This is a genomic window from Gracilibacillus orientalis, assembly GCF_900114645.1.
GTDB lineage: Bacteria > Bacillota > Bacilli > Bacillales > Amphibacillaceae > Gracilibacillus > Gracilibacillus orientalis.
In genome coordinates this window covers 171,022-185,279 of sequence record NZ_FOTR01000010.1, presented here as the reverse complement: position 1 = coordinate 185,279, position 14,258 = coordinate 171,022, and the positions used below count along the sequence as shown (strand labels likewise).

10 protein-coding genes and 1 pseudogene are annotated in these 14,258 nt (G+C 35.3%); 7 read left to right on the top strand and 4 right to left on the bottom strand.

Annotated elements, in window-relative coordinates:
* Positions 1-620: 620 nt before the first annotated feature.
* The 5 genes and pseudogenes from BM121_RS17080 to BM121_RS17060 all read left to right on the top strand — a co-directional run bounded on the left by BM121_RS17080 (position 621) and on the right by BM121_RS17060 (position 5,639).
* The gene (locus tag BM121_RS17080; RefSeq protein ID WP_091484958.1) at positions 621-1,952 is read left to right on the top strand and encodes an extracellular solute-binding protein; all 1,332 of its coding nucleotides are present in this window, start codon (positions 621-623) and stop codon (positions 1,950-1,952) included.
* A gap of 101 nt (positions 1,953-2,053) precedes the next feature.
* Positions 2,054-2,971, top strand: a complete 918-nt coding sequence (locus BM121_RS17075; protein WP_091484957.1) for a carbohydrate ABC transporter permease — start codon at positions 2,054-2,056, stop codon at positions 2,969-2,971.
* A gap of 47 nt (positions 2,972-3,018) precedes the next feature.
* Positions 3,019-3,831 (top strand): carbohydrate ABC transporter permease, encoded by an 813-nt coding sequence (locus BM121_RS17070; RefSeq protein ID WP_425432254.1) that lies wholly within the window; start codon positions 3,019-3,021, stop codon positions 3,829-3,831.
* A 56-nt stretch (positions 3,832-3,887) separates the two neighbouring features.
* A pseudogene (locus BM121_RS17065) lies at positions 3,888-4,910 on the top strand (LacI family DNA-binding transcriptional regulator); the annotation flags it as partial.
* Between the two features lie 96 nt (positions 4,911-5,006).
* Positions 5,007-5,639 (top strand): YesL family protein, encoded by a 633-nt coding sequence (locus BM121_RS17060; protein WP_091484973.1) that lies wholly within the window; start codon positions 5,007-5,009, stop codon positions 5,637-5,639.
* Positions 5,640-5,819: 180 nt separating this feature from the next.
* Here BM121_RS17060 and BM121_RS17055 read toward each other — a convergent pair whose 3' ends face one another.
* Genes BM121_RS17055 through BM121_RS17040 form a run of 4 tightly spaced genes read right to left on the bottom strand, consistent with a single transcriptional unit; the run spans position 5,820 to position 11,280 of the window.
* Entirely contained in the window at positions 5,820-6,767 is a 948-nt protein-coding gene (locus tag BM121_RS17055) for a substrate-binding domain-containing protein (protein WP_091484952.1), read from the bottom strand.
* Positions 6,768-6,781: 14 nt separating this feature from the next.
* A complete protein-coding gene (locus BM121_RS17050) occupies positions 6,782-8,287 on the bottom strand; it encodes a response regulator (RefSeq protein ID WP_175495478.1) in 1,506 nt (501 codons plus the stop codon).
* A 2-nt stretch (positions 8,288-8,289) separates the two neighbouring features.
* Complete coding sequence (locus tag BM121_RS17045) at positions 8,290-10,014, bottom strand: sensor histidine kinase (RefSeq protein ID WP_091484948.1); 1,725 nt, start codon at positions 10,012-10,014, stop codon at positions 8,290-8,292.
* 24 nt (positions 10,015-10,038) lie between these two features.
* Positions 10,039-11,280, bottom strand: a complete 1,242-nt coding sequence (locus BM121_RS17040) for a HAMP domain-containing protein (RefSeq protein ID WP_091484946.1) — start codon at positions 11,278-11,280, stop codon at positions 10,039-10,041.
* Between the two features lie 299 nt (positions 11,281-11,579).
* Between BM121_RS17040 and BM121_RS17035 the strand changes: the two genes are divergently transcribed.
* Together BM121_RS17035 and BM121_RS17030 are read left to right on the top strand one after the other, a co-directional pair.
* Positions 11,580-12,659 carry an ABC transporter substrate-binding protein gene (locus tag BM121_RS17035; RefSeq protein WP_091484945.1) on the top strand — a complete coding sequence of 360 codons (1,080 nt, stop codon included), beginning with the start codon at positions 11,580-11,582 and terminating at the stop codon, positions 12,657-12,659.
* Positions 12,660-12,743: 84 nt separating this feature from the next.
* Complete coding sequence (locus BM121_RS17030; RefSeq protein WP_091484943.1) at positions 12,744-14,258, top strand: sugar ABC transporter ATP-binding protein; 1,515 nt, start codon at positions 12,744-12,746, stop codon at positions 14,256-14,258.

Here is a 14,258-nt window from a genome sequence, read left to right as displayed (position 1 = left end):
TTCTACATGATGCAGTAAACGCAAAAATGATTCTATATAATAAGTTGTAGAACATAACAATAGCGCAGGCCGACCGTTTCGACTCCTGGGGAATTAGCGTGATCTGGAGATCCACTTTGAAAAGCGTTTTCCTTTTCAAAGTTAGCTGAAGAGCATGCCCCCGGAAAGCGAAACGGTCAGCCGAAGCGGTTGCCGTAGCAGATAAAAACATTTCATCATTTCTAACTTGGTTAGGAACCGTCTGTAAGACCCCTACTGATGGAAGTTTCATTTACATCTAGAAACAGAAGAGCTTGCAAAAAGCAAATTATTGCTAGTGTGCTCTAATAAATTATTTTAACAAAGAAATCGTTTTCTTTGTTAAAATAATTTATTTATTAATCTTAGATAAAAAAGTATTGATTTTTTTATATTAAGGAAATATAATCATTGTAGAAAGCGATTACATTTACTGCAGAAGATGTTCGCTGGATTTTTTTAGATCTATGAAGAAACCGGTTTCCTATAAGTCCACTTAGTCAGTCATAATAAATGATGTATTTTATTTCCTACTAGAGGCTACACCTTAGAGCTTTACCTCGTAACATATTAAAATTAAAAATTCAATGGGGGTTAGGAAAATGAAAAAGTGGTTAATGCTTGTGTTAACCGTAAGCTTGTTCATGATGCTAGTGGCATGTAGTGATGATGACACCAGTGGAGATAACACTTCTGATGGTGGAAATGATAGCGAAACAACAGAAACAGAGAATGATGAAGGAGAAGCTGCCAGTGGTGAAGCAATAGAGTTAAATTTTTGGGTATATGGTAGTGCTGGATACGATGTTTTAGTAGATGAATATATGGATGAAAATCCAAATGTTACCATTAATATTAATGAAGGTGAAATGGAAGATGTGCATAATAACTTATTCACTTCGATTTCAGCTGGTAGTGGTGCACCTGATATTTCCATGATTGAGATAAGTAACGTAGCGAAATTTATGGAAGCAAATGATCAATTTTATAACCTGAACGACTATGGTGCAGCAGATATAAAAGATAAGTATTTGGACTGGAAATGGCAACAAGCAGAGAGTGTTGATGGCTCCTTCCAATTAGGATTACCAACAGATATTGGACCGACTACGATGTTCTATCGTACAGATGTAATGGAAGAAGCAGGACTTCCGACTGATCCGGTAGAATTAGCTGGTGAGATTGATACATGGGATTCTTATCGAGAAGCGGCAGAGAAAATATATGATGAAACAGGGAAACCGATCACAGACAGTCCGGAGTTAATGTTTTATGCGATTCGTGATCAACAGGAACAGCAATATTTTAATGAAGATGATGAATTAATTGTAGAAGATACGGTAAAAGAAGCGTATGACTTTACGACACAAATGATTGAAGACGGATATGTAGGACAAAACTCACTGTGGACACCAGAGTGGGGTAGTGCAATGGAGGAAGGTAGCTATGCAACTCTAATTGGTGCTCCTGCCTGGATGATCGCCAATGTCAAAGGGAATGCGCCTGATTCCGGTGGTGATTGGTCTTTAACGACGATTCCCGAAGGTGCAGGTAACTGGGGTGGCTCATTTTTAACGATACCAGCAGAGTCTGAACACCCACAAGAAGCATATGACTTTATTGAATGGTTAGTATCACCTGAAAACCAATTAAAGTCGTTCCATAACAATGGTTTATTCCCATCTGCACCAGAAGTGTATGAAGACGAGGAATTTTTGGCTACTACTGACGAATATTTCAGTGGAGCAGAAACAGCTCGCATTTTTGCAGAAGCAGCAGAAACTGTTCAACCAGTTTACATGGGAGTGAATTACTCCATAGTGAATGATGAGATTGTAACAGCTCTTACCAATGTGGCGGTTGAAGGTGCAGATCCACAAGAAGAATGGGATGCTGCGATCAGCCGAATTGAATCACAATTAGAAAGACAATAACGATAAAGATAAGGCTTGTCCCCTTAAATAGGCAAAACGGCCAATAGTTATATGTTGGTCGTTTTGCCCTTAATGGAAAATGAAGAGAGGAGTGTCCATCATTGGAGCATGTTGATTCACAATCTCGTAAGACTAGAAAATTTTGGAATGAAGATAGAAAAGAAGCTTTTTCAGCATACTTATATGTTTCTCCATTCTTTATTCTATTTGCTGTTTTTGGTTTATTTCCGATCCTATTCAGCTTCTATTTAGGCTTTCAAAAATGGGATGGCCTTGGGGAAATGGAGTATGTCGGATTGCAAAACTTTGAGTGGATTTTGACAGATCCGATCTTTTGGAAATCACTGAGTAATACACTTATTATGTGGGTTTTGGGTACGATACCACAATTAATTTTAGGAATTATATTAGCATATGCGCTGAATTCCGCTCTCATTAAAATGAAAAGCATCTTCCGTGTTTCGATATTTATGCCCTATGTAACATCAACTGTTGCTGTTGCCATTGTGTTTGGTGTCATGTTCAACAGCCAGGATTTTGGTTTGATGAATATAATCATAGGTTGGTTTGGTGTTGATCCACTCAGCTGGACAACTTCTGAATGGGGTGTGAAGCTTGCTATATCAACAATGGTTTTCTGGAGATGGGTTGGCTATAACACGATCATTTACTTAGCAGGTTTGCAAGGAATTCCCAACGAATTGTACGAAGCATCTGATATTGATGGTGCAACAGTAAGACAAAAGATTCAATATGTTACCATACCGATGCTACGACCGATCATCATTTTAACTGTTTTCACATCAACCATTGGTGCATTGCAACTATTTACTGAACCGTTAATTTATATTGGACGTTCGTATCGCGAAGAAGGTATAACAGTAGTGCTTTATTTATATCGTGAAGCATTTGCGAACCTTGCATTCGGACCTGCATCCGCAGCGGCCATTATCTTATTCGTGATTATTATTATTATTTCAAGTATAAATGTCTTTGTAGCAAATCGGATTGGACGTTAGGAGGAATGAATGTGAGTACACAAGCTTCGATGAAAACAAAAAATACCATGGAGAAAGGTTTTATCTATTTAATCTTAGCTGTAGCCGCTATTCTTTCCATCTTTCCTTTTTATTGGATGTTTGTAATGGCGACGAATCATAATAGTGTAATCAACAGTGTGCCACCTGCCTTTATTCCTGGTGCGGAATTGGTGGCGAATTTCAAAAATGTTATAAACACGATCGATTTTTTTGGCGCGATGTGGAATTCTTTGCTGGTTTCGACGATCACGACAATTGGGGTATTGTTTTTATGCTCTTTAGCAGGGTTTGCATTTGCTAAGTTAAAGTTTAAAGGAAAAAATTTCTTGTTTATTGCGATCCTGGTAACTATGATGATTCCACCACAATTAGGTTTAATTCCACAATATATTATCGTAACTAAACTAGATTGGTTAAATGATTTAAAAGCGATTATTTTTCCGGGATTAATTGATGCGTTTGGTATCTTCTGGATGCGTCAATATATTAGCAGTAATGTACCGGATGAATTGGTAGACGCAGCAAAAATAGATGGCTGTACCAACTTTCGGGTATATTGGAACATCGCAATACCCGTAATTATTCCAGCTTTTGCAACACTGGCGATTATACGTTTTATGTATATTTGGAATGATTTCCTCTGGCCATTAGTCGTGTTACGGGAAGAATCCTCTTATACGATCCAGGTTGCCTTACGTGGTCTGATTGATAATTATGTCCGGGATAATGGTATGATTATGTCAGGAACATTTTGGGCAACCGTTCCATTAATCATTATTTTCTTATTATTGAACCGATTATTTATTTCTAGCTTGACAGAAGGGGCAGTAAAAAGCTAAAAATAGAGTAGGAAATGTTTTGATTGTTTGGACATTTTAACTAGTTAAAGAGGCAGAGGGATAAAATCATGAAGTTGACGATACGAGAAATAGCAAAAATGGCAGGGGTTTCACCAGGAACTGTTTCAAAAGTAATTAACCAAACTGGCAGTATTAGCCCAAATACGATTCAAAAGGTAAAGAAGGTTATAGAAGATACAGGCTATCAACCAAGTTTTTCAGCAAAAGCTCTAGCAACCAAAAAATCGAATATGATTGGACTTATTTATGCAGGGGAAGTACATGTAGAATTTAACCATCCTTTTTTTAATCAGGTTATTAATGCCTTTAAAAATACAGTAGGACAACTCGGTTATGATATTCTCGTTTTCTCGAATCAAGCGTTTAATGTTGGGAAAGAGGACTATGTAGCACGAGCAAAACATTTTCAATTAGATGGCTGTTTAATCATAGCAGGGGAGCATATCGAGGAAGCAATATATCAATTAGACCAAAGTGATATTCCAACTGTTGCTGTCGATTTAGAATTGTCCGGAGAGAATTCCAGTTATGTGACGACCAATAATTATAAAATATCCAGACAAGTGGTTGAATATTTTTATTTGAATGGCATCCGAAAATTAGCATTTATTGGTGGGCAAGAAGATTCCATTATATCTAATGTGCGTAAAGCGTCATTTGTTCAATCGATGCAAGATTTTGGTATGGATCTTCGAGATGAATGGATTAAATATGGGAACTACTTTGAAGAAAGCGGCTATGAAAAAATGAAAGAAATTCTGCAGGAGGAAGGTTTACCAGATGCGGTCTATGCGGTTTCTGATATGATGGCATTAGGAGCATTGAAAGCGATTAAAGAGGCGGGGTTATCAGTGCCTAAGGACATAAAAATTGTCGGGTGTGATGACATTGAGGCTTGCAGATATAGTGATCCTGCTTTGGCAACAGTCAAACAGGATCAAGTAAAAATAGGTAGACTAGCAGCCAATATCCTGCACGATTTAATTAATGAGAGAAAGGTACAAAAATCTGTATTGGTTGACCCTGAATTAATTATAAGAGATTCGGGTGAAATTTAATCGCTTAATTCTCATAAGATACGTTTATTATTTTAGAAAAGGGCTATAATGTTAACACAATATTCTAAAATAATATCATGAGAAATGGGTGATGAGATGAACCAAACTGAACCAATGCTGTTTCGTATTTTACATGTATTTGCTTCGTTTGTGACATTGCAGTTATTATGGTTTTTCTTCTCATTAGGGATTATTACGGTAATTCCCGCAACTGTTGCCATGTATGCCGTTGTGTTGGAATGGTCGAAAAATGGCATCGATATAGGGATATGGAAGACGTTCTTTCATTCTTTTAAAATGCATTTTCGAAAAACGTTATTTTTGGGAGTTAATGTAGGTGTAATTGCAATTATTCTATTTATGAATGCGAGCATTATTCCGACATTAACTGGATTCCTGCACTTTTCTATGCAAGTAATATGGTTGTTTGCAGCAAGTGTTTTCCTATTTACCGTAATAGCGATGATTCCATTAATCGTAACTTCTCATTTAAAAGGGATGAAGTTATGGAAGCATGCTTGGATTGCTTCGATTACCATATTGCCTGATATCTTGCTAATTGGAGGTATTGGTGCTGTTTTTGCGATTGTGGGGCTGTATTTTCCGATCGCTATTATCATAGGTGTAAGCCTTTTTGCCTTTATTCACATTAATATATGGCAACGAGCTGTCAAAAAATTACCACAAGACTTTTTAGACCGGTGTTTATTAAAATATCGTTATCGGTAACTGCTTCTCTAATGGAGAAGCAGTTTTTTGTCTAAGAAATAATAACATGCAATAACAATCATGTTTCCTTTACATCGCAGTTTGTTCCTACGTTGAATCAGAAAAATAGAGCTAGATCGGCTGGTTCGTGTTTGGTCTTTCTTATGATGAAAGTGTCGAGAAAGTTGTATAAAGTACAGTTCACTTTTGAATGGTATCAACCTCTACCGTTTCAGTATATTCTCTTTCGTTAACTGTTTCTCCATTGATTAATTCAAATAATCGTTTGACGATGAGTTCTCCCCATTTGCCTTGATTTTGCGAGATAGTGCTTGTGATTTGTCCATTCTTCACTCCTTCCAGAATAATAGGTAAGTTATCAAATGTAACAGCTGTTTTATCAAAGCCATGTGCTTTCCATACAGTAATGGCAGCAGGTCCTGCCAGTGAATCTATTCCAACAAAACCATCAAAATCAGGGTGATGATCTACCAATTCTTCAATCTTTGTTAATGTATCAGGTGCTGTTCCGTTACTATAGGCAGTTGTTTTTATCGATAAATTAGGGTATCGATCGACGACAGCTTTTAGACCTTCTATTCGGAGTCGTAAATTTTCCATCGATTGTAATCCACTACTTACAATTAATTCTCCTTTATACTCTAATTGCTTTGCCACAGTTTCGCCTAAATGTAGGCCAGCTAAATAATTATCTGTTCCAATATAGGTATATCGATTACTGTTCGGTGCATCAGTATCAAAACAAACTATAGGTATTCCTTGCTCTACCGCCTGATTAATGATGGGAGTTATCGTTTCTGGATCTGTTGCTCCGATTGCAATTCCATCAACCTGTTGTTCGATATATGTTTGAAGAATTTTCGCCTGATCTTCAGCAGAAGCGATTTTCGGTGCATCGATAATCAAGCTAATGCCAAGGTCAGATGCGTATTCACGAGCTGTTTCTGTTACCATTTCAAAAAAAGGATGTGCGACTGGATAAATAATGGCAAATGTATGATTTGAAGGTAGTTGTTCCTCATCCTGTCTAGTTTCTTCTTGCAATACGGGAGGATTTGTTCCAGAAAATAAAATAAAAATACTACTAAAAATACTAATACTGATTATGATAAAAATCCATTTTCTCATGTCTATCCCTCTTTTTAGGTGATACTAGTCTTCGGAAAAGTCTCTATTAGATGATTTTTGTATTCCTTTGTTGTCATGCCTGTCACTTTTTTGAATATGTGGCAGAAGTAATGAGAATCATTGAATCCCACTTTATAAGCAATTTCATATGTTTTATTGTTTGTTGTTTGTAGCAGTTCTTTTGCATGGTCCATTCTTATTTTTGTTAAATATTCCGTGATCGTCTGGTTCATTTCTTTACTGAAAATATTACTAAGATAGGAAGCACTAATATTAATTTCTTTTGCAAACTCCTGAAGTGATAAACTAGAATCATGAAATCGGGTAGCAACAATCTGTTTCACTTGTTGTATAACCATTCCATATTTACTGGAATGGTTATCATGGTGAACTAATAATGGATGTAACATTTTTTTCATAAAATAGATCATATCTTCTTTAGTTCGAACTTGATGAAGCGTATTCTCTAATGGTTCAATCATTTCTTTACCACGGTTGTCATACTGTTCTGATTCGTCAAGATGATGTCGGATTGTAATCGTAAAATCTAGCAAAAAATAATAGAGAAATACATTGGAAAGATCCCTTTTTTTATAAATAAAGCTAGCATAGGTTTGAATAAACGTATCCAGTTGATTTAGCTGCCCGAATTTTAGAAAATGAATGAGTTTTCTTCTATCAAAGCACTGCATTAACTCCCGATGCACGTCCTGATGATCTTGTAAAAAGGTATAAGATTGTATTGCACGACTATAGCTATATGATTCTACCGCATTTTCATACGCTATAGTAATATGTTCGGTTCGTGTTTCGATGGAACCTAATCCGAATAAAAGCGGTTGATCATGTGATGTTAATATCTGTTTTATCTCTTTTATTTGCTTTAGTAGCATATGCTCGAAGTCATGTTTTAAAATTAGGATCCATTTCGTTCCTTTTACAAAAAGTAAGGGTTGGTAGCTTGTTAATTTTTGTTTTATCGTTTCTTCCTTTTTTTCAATTACAAGGACAGTGTAGTAACTAGCCATTAAATCTACTTGCAGATTTTTAGCTTGGTGGGTGATTTCCTCTGTTGATAATGAACCTTTGCAAAGTTGCTCATATAACTCTGCCTTTGTTTCAATACTAGTAAAAACTTTCATTGTCGTCTTCATTTTTGATTTTACTTTTCGCAAAATAGATATTAAATCCTGACTGCTGACAGGTTTCAGACAATACTCTTCTACTTGTATTCGTATTGCTTGCCTGGCATACTCAAACTCATCATGTCCGCTTAAAATAACGATTTTAACATGAGGCATTTTTTCTTTTAATATTCTTGATAAAGTTAACCCATCCATGAAAGGCATTTTAATATCAGTAATCACAATATCTGGTTGATGTTTTTCAATTAACGGTAATGCCATTTCTCCATCAGATGCATCACCACAATAGATAAGTCCCTCGTCTTCCCAATCAATTTTTTGTGCAATCCCCCGTCGGATTACTGCCTCATCATCAACTAAAAATACTTTTGTCAATGTTACTCGCCCCTTTTTGGAATTGTTATCGTTATTCTTGTACCAGAGCCTTTCCAACTATTTATTTTTAATCCATACTCTTTTCCGTAATATAATTGTATTCGTTGTTGTACGTTAATAAGTCCAAATCCGTTTTTGGAATCTGGAACTACTTCGCCAGAGATTAAGTGATTTCTCAACTTTTGTAATCGCGCTTCACCCATTCCAATACCATTATCGATAACCTCAAAATGAATCCTATCTTCACCTTCTAATGATCCGTTTATCCGTAAAAATCCCATGCCACGTTTATTTTTAATACCATGATAAATGGCATTTTCCACTATTGGTTGTAATAATAGCTTTAAAATATGATAACGGTAAAGCTCTTGGTCCACATCAACAGCTACATCTAAAATGTCTTCATATCTTGTCTTTTGAATATATAAATAACTATCAATATGGGACATTTCATCTGCAATTGTAATCCAGTCTTTACCTTTGTTGAGAGAGATTCTACTATATTGAGATAAAGCTTTTGTCAGTTCAATTACAGATTCATGTTCTTCTGTTTCAGCTAACCAGACGATGGTATCTAGTGTGTTATATAAAAAATGCGGGTTAATTTGTGCTTGCATGGTACGAAATTCTGCTGCTTTCAGTTTTTTTTGCTCTTCAATACTTAGATCTAGAAGCGATTTTATTTTTGAAATCATTTGGTTGAAACTATGGCCTAAGGTTGCAATTTCATCTTCACCAACTGGATTTACTTTTGCTTTAAGATTTCCGTCGGCAGCCTGTGTCATTTTGGTTTTTAATATACGGATTGGTAATATTAACTTGTTAGAGATAAACATATAAAGTCCGATAATGAAAATAATACTGCTGATTACTGTTAAAAAGATTAAGGTACGAATGTCATTACTATCCTTCATGATTTCGCGGATTGGTGCTTGACCGATCACTTTCCAATCTGTCATTTTAGATGTTTCATATACATAAAATGTGCCATTTTCTGTGTAATAGCCCTGTTCCTTTTCAGAAATGCGTTCCAAATCGAAATAAACATTGTCCGCAGAAGTACGTTGTGTTTTTTGAAAAAAGATATCCCGTTCGGTCGATGTAATAAAAAAGGAACTGCTCTCAGTTAAATTGACATCATCCAGCACCGAAGTGATCGCGGAAACATCAATCGTTATTTTCAACATGCCGATCACAGAATCCGTTATATCCCAAACAATAGCATTTGTTATCACTAGAGTAGGGAAACCATTTCGATAGATTATTTCCATTTTTGATTGTGTTGGATCTTCTGCAAACCCTTCCTCTATTTCCATATCGTTTCGTTGATAAACACCTTTGTTATTGCTAATTGTTTTACCTTCTAAATTCATAATTTGAATGTCAAAAACATCTTCACCTGATAAATAGCTTTTTTGGTAAAAATCAAATAAACTTAGAATTTCTTTGGCTTCATCGTAAGTTTCTTCTTGGTGTAGCAGGAATTGAACGGTACTATGCTGTTTTCCTATCTCATTAAAACGATGAATATCCTGAAAAAGGACATCGATTTCTCTCGTTATTTGACTAGTTTTAATTTGTGCCAAGCTGTATGCTCGTTCTGAAACAATATTAGAAGATTTTATATAAGTTATTAATCCGATTAAAATTAATGGAAAGACTGTTAATAGAACAAACATAACGAGCATTTTAGTACGTAAGCTTTTGTCTAACCAATTCCATTGCATGGCATATCATCCCTCAAGTAGCAGTTAAATTGTAAATTGTCTTAATTGCAGCTGTAGTTGATCTAAATAGGCAAGTTGCTTATCAGAGTATTCGGTAATTTCCTCGATGGTAGTTAATTGTTCTTCGCCTAGTGCTCCGATCACTTCCATATTTGCGAAGCATTTAGTGATTTGTGTTTTAAATTCCTCCATATTTTTTTGTAGTTGAATGATCATGGTGATAGTAATGGAAGTGTGTTCATGGATGAGATGGTGTTCCTCTGGAAGATTATTTACTTGTTTTTGAAATCTTATTTGTTTCTGTAATAATTTTTCATTCTCCCGTTGCAACTGTTCCAATTGTGTGTATTGTAGTTGTAAGTCATGGGTAATGAATTGACTTGTAGATGTCATTTGTTCACCAGCAGCCAAGTTTTCTTCTGTACTTAGATGGATTTGACGAGAGGTGTGGATAATCTTATTACTTGTATGATGAACCTGACTAATAATATGTTTTAAATAATTTGTCATCAAATGAAAACCGTTATATAGATCATCTATTTCATTTGTTGCTGTTACCGGAGTAATCAGGACATTTAAATTTCCTTTAGCAATCTCTTTCGCATGGTTTTGTAGGGAATAGATTGGTTTTAACATGTGTTTTGAAACAATCCAGATAATAAAAAATGTAATCACTACTAATAATATGTAGATGGTGATACTTATAACGATATCACGATTGATTTTTTCTTTAATTGCTTCTTTTTGTACTTCACTTTCTTGCAAGTTTTTTTGCAGTAATGTCTGGACATGTTCATTGATTAACCCAGAGGCAATACCAATATACTCTTGTGTAGTATATTTTTCTTCAGCTGGTGCATTAAATTTAATTTGATGACCAAGACGGTCGACATATTCGGTAGTTGTTTCTAGAATTGTCCTGACGTCTTCTATTTCGTTTGTAAAAGGTTGTGCCATTTCTTTACTTGCTACCGTATTTAGGTGCTCTTCCATTTGGGATAAAATTTGATATTGTCTTCCATCTTCAAAATATACTTTGCCATAAACAATATCTCGAATTTCTTCTTCTAACTGTTCTCTTAACTCCCCGTGAATTGAATTAGTTAAATGGATGGTTTCTGTCATTTCGTTATATTGCTTGATATAGCTGATAAAAAAGAAGAGCTGTACAAGCTGTATGAGGCCAAACCATACAAAAAGCAACACAAATAAAACAAGAAATTTTGAGCGAATCGATAATTTGCGCATTTTTGTAAACGCATTCATTTTGATCTTCACCTCACTTCTAGAATGTATGTAGAAGATATGCTCGTTGTATATTTCAGTTGTACTTGTTACTGACTAGACTCTCATATAGTTTAACTTATTAGAACAAGTTTCTATAGTCTATTCTACGCATTTTATAAAATAATACAATTTTAGTTAAAAAAATTGAACCAAAAAAGAAAAATTAATAAATATTTAATTTTTTTCAAAAAAATTTCTATTACATCTAATATGGAAGCGTTTTAAAATGGACATATACCAACATTTATTGGTAACGAAATAGGGGAGGTTATACGAATATGAAAAAAATTTTAGAAGCTAAAGGGTTATTAGTATTACTATTTGTTCTTTTGTTACTGTTAGCAGCTTGTGGCTCTGCAGATGAAAGCGGAGGTAATGACGAAGTAGCAGGCGACAACACAGAACAAGAGGAAGAAAATGATGCGGAAGAGACAGATAGTGATTCCGGAGAAGAAGAAAGTAATGACCAATCTGGTGAAAAATTAGTGATCGGTTTTTCACAAGTAGGTGCAGAAAGTGAATGGCGTACTGCAAACACGAAATCGATCCAGGATGCAATAAAAGATGCTGGCCATGAGCTGAAATTCTCTGATGCTCAGCAAAAACAAGAAAACCAAATTAAAGCAATTCGTTCTTTTATTACACAAAAAGTAGATGCGATTGTTTTCTCTCCAGTTGTTGAAACTGGATTTGAAACCGTACTTCAAGAGGCAAAAGACGCTGATATTCCAGTGTTTTTAGCTGACCGTTCTGTAGATGTTGAAGATGATTCTCTATGGGTTACCTTTCTAGGCTCTGATTTTGTAGAAGAAGGACGTAAAGCAGGAAATTGGTTATTGGAAGAGATGGCAGATGAAGAAGGACCAGTCAATATCGTAGAATTACAAGGTACAGTAGGTTCAGCACCTGCAATTGACCGTAAAGAAGGTTTTGAAGAAATTATTGGTCAAGAAGATAAATTTGAAATTACCAAATCACAAACAGGTGACTTTACAAGAGCAAAAGGTAAAGAAGTAATGGAAGCATTCTTAAAATCAGATGGCGAAAACATTGATGTTTTGTATTCACATAATGATGATATGGCAATTGGTGCAATTCAAGCAATTGAAGAATATGGATTAAAGCCATCAGAAGACATCAAAATTATTGGTGTGGATGCTGTAAAAGGTGCTTTTGAGGCAATGGCAGATGGAAAAATGAACGTTACAATCGAATGTAATCCATTGTTTGGTCCACAATTAGTAGATTTAATCGAACAGCATTTTGCTGGAGAAGAACTAGACAAACGTATTGCAGTAGAAGAAAGCATGTACACCATGGATCAAGCGGAAGAGCTATTACCAACACGTGAATATTAAAAAATAGAGATAAAGCAATGAAGTAGCCTAAAGCAATACTGATTTGTTTTAGGCTACTTGAATAGGAAGAAGGAGGTAAACAATTTGCCTGAACAACAACCAAAATTAGTAATGGAAAATATCGTGAAAGAATTTCCAGGAGTTAAAGCTCTTTCCAATGTACAACTGTCGCTCTATCCTGGTGAAGTCCATGCCTTAATGGGGGAGAACGGCGCTGGAAAATCAACATTAATTAAAGTTTTAACAGGAGTTTATTCAATTGATCAAGGATCCGTAACACTTGAAGGAAAGCCTGTTCATATTAATAGTCCGTTAGAAGCACAAGAAAATGGAATAAGTACCGTGTACCAAGAAGTGAATCTATGTTCCAATCTTTCGGTAACCGAAAATATTTTTATTGGTCGAGAAATTAAAAAATACGGTAGATTGGCTTGGAAAGAAATGCATCAACATGCTGAAAAATTATTAGAAAAATTACAGCTTAAGATTGATGTGACGAAATTATTATCCTCTTATTCAGTAGCTATTCAACAAATGGTAGCAATCGCACGTACACTTAATGTGTCTGCCAAAATACTAATCTTAGATGAGCCGACATCTAGTTTGGATCGTGATGAAGTGCATCATCTTTTTGCAGTCATCAGACAATTGAAAAAAGAAGGGCTTGCCATAGTGTTTGTCAGTCACTTTTTAGATCAAATCTATGAGATTACCGATCGCTTAACTGTTTTGCGGAATGGCGAATGGATTGGGGAGTATAAAACGAAGGAAATAGATCGTATGGAACTTGTTTCGAAAATGATTGGTAAAGAGTTACAGCAGATGGATGATATTTCTTCCAAAAGTACCGTAAATCAAGAAAAGATACCTGCATCTTTTCTAAAAGCAGACGAGGTTGGGGTAAAAGGAAAAATTGATCCATTTGATCTGGAAATGCGCAAAGGTGAAATCGTGGGGATTGCAGGGTTATTAGGTTCAGGGCGAACAGAGATGGCACGTGTTTTATTTGGAGCTGATAGAGCAGATAAAGGAAAAATGAAAGTAGATGGAAAGGAAGTCAACTTTTCTTCACCAAGAAATGCCATTTTAAAAAACATTGGCTTTTGTTCAGAAAATAGAAAATCGGAAGGAATAATTCCTGAGTTAACTGTACGAGAAAATATGATTCTCGCTATCCAGAGTATATACGGCTGGTTTAATTATCTATCAAAATTGAAACAAATCAAAATTGCAGAAGAATACATTGAATTATTAAATATTAATCCAGCTAATCCAGAACATCTAATAAAAAATTTAAGTGGTGGAAATCAACAAAAAGTTATGCTTGCAAGATGGCTGATAACCAATCCAACGTTACTAATATTAGATGAACCTACTCGGGGTATTGATATTGGTGCGAAGACGGAAATTATGAAATTAATGACACGGCTTAGTAAAGACAATAAGTCGATATTATTCATTTCATCTGAAATAGAAGAGATATTGAGAACGTGTAACCGAATTGCAGTACTTCGAAATAGAAAGAAAGTAAAAGAGTTTTATAACGATAAAGAGTTAACACAACAAGATTTAATGAAAGAAATGGCCGGGGGAATGTAA

Excerpts from the sequence above, each read along its gene's own strand:
- BM121_RS17080 (WP_091484958.1), top strand. The coding sequence starts at position 621 with ATGAAAAAGTGGTTAATGCTTGTGTTAACCGTAAGCTTGTTCATGATG.
- BM121_RS17035 (WP_091484945.1), top strand. The coding sequence starts at position 11,580 with ATGAAAAAAATTTTAGAAGCTAAAGGGTTATTAGTATTACTATTTGTT.
- BM121_RS17060 (WP_091484973.1), top strand. The coding sequence starts at position 5,007 with ATGAACCAAACTGAACCAATGCTGTTTCGTATTTTACATGTATTTGCT.
- BM121_RS17070 (WP_425432254.1), top strand. The coding sequence starts at position 3,019 with ATGGAGAAAGGTTTTATCTATTTAATCTTAGCTGTAGCCGCTATTCTT.
- BM121_RS17055 (WP_091484952.1), bottom strand. The coding sequence starts at position 6,767 with ATGAGAAAATGGATTTTTATCATAATCAGTATTAGTATTTTTAGTAGT.
- BM121_RS17040 (WP_091484946.1), bottom strand. The coding sequence starts at position 11,280 with ATGAATGCGTTTACAAAAATGCGCAAATTATCGATTCGCTCAAAATTT.
- BM121_RS17045 (WP_091484948.1), bottom strand. The coding sequence starts at position 10,014 with ATGCAATGGAATTGGTTAGACAAAAGCTTACGTACTAAAATGCTCGTT.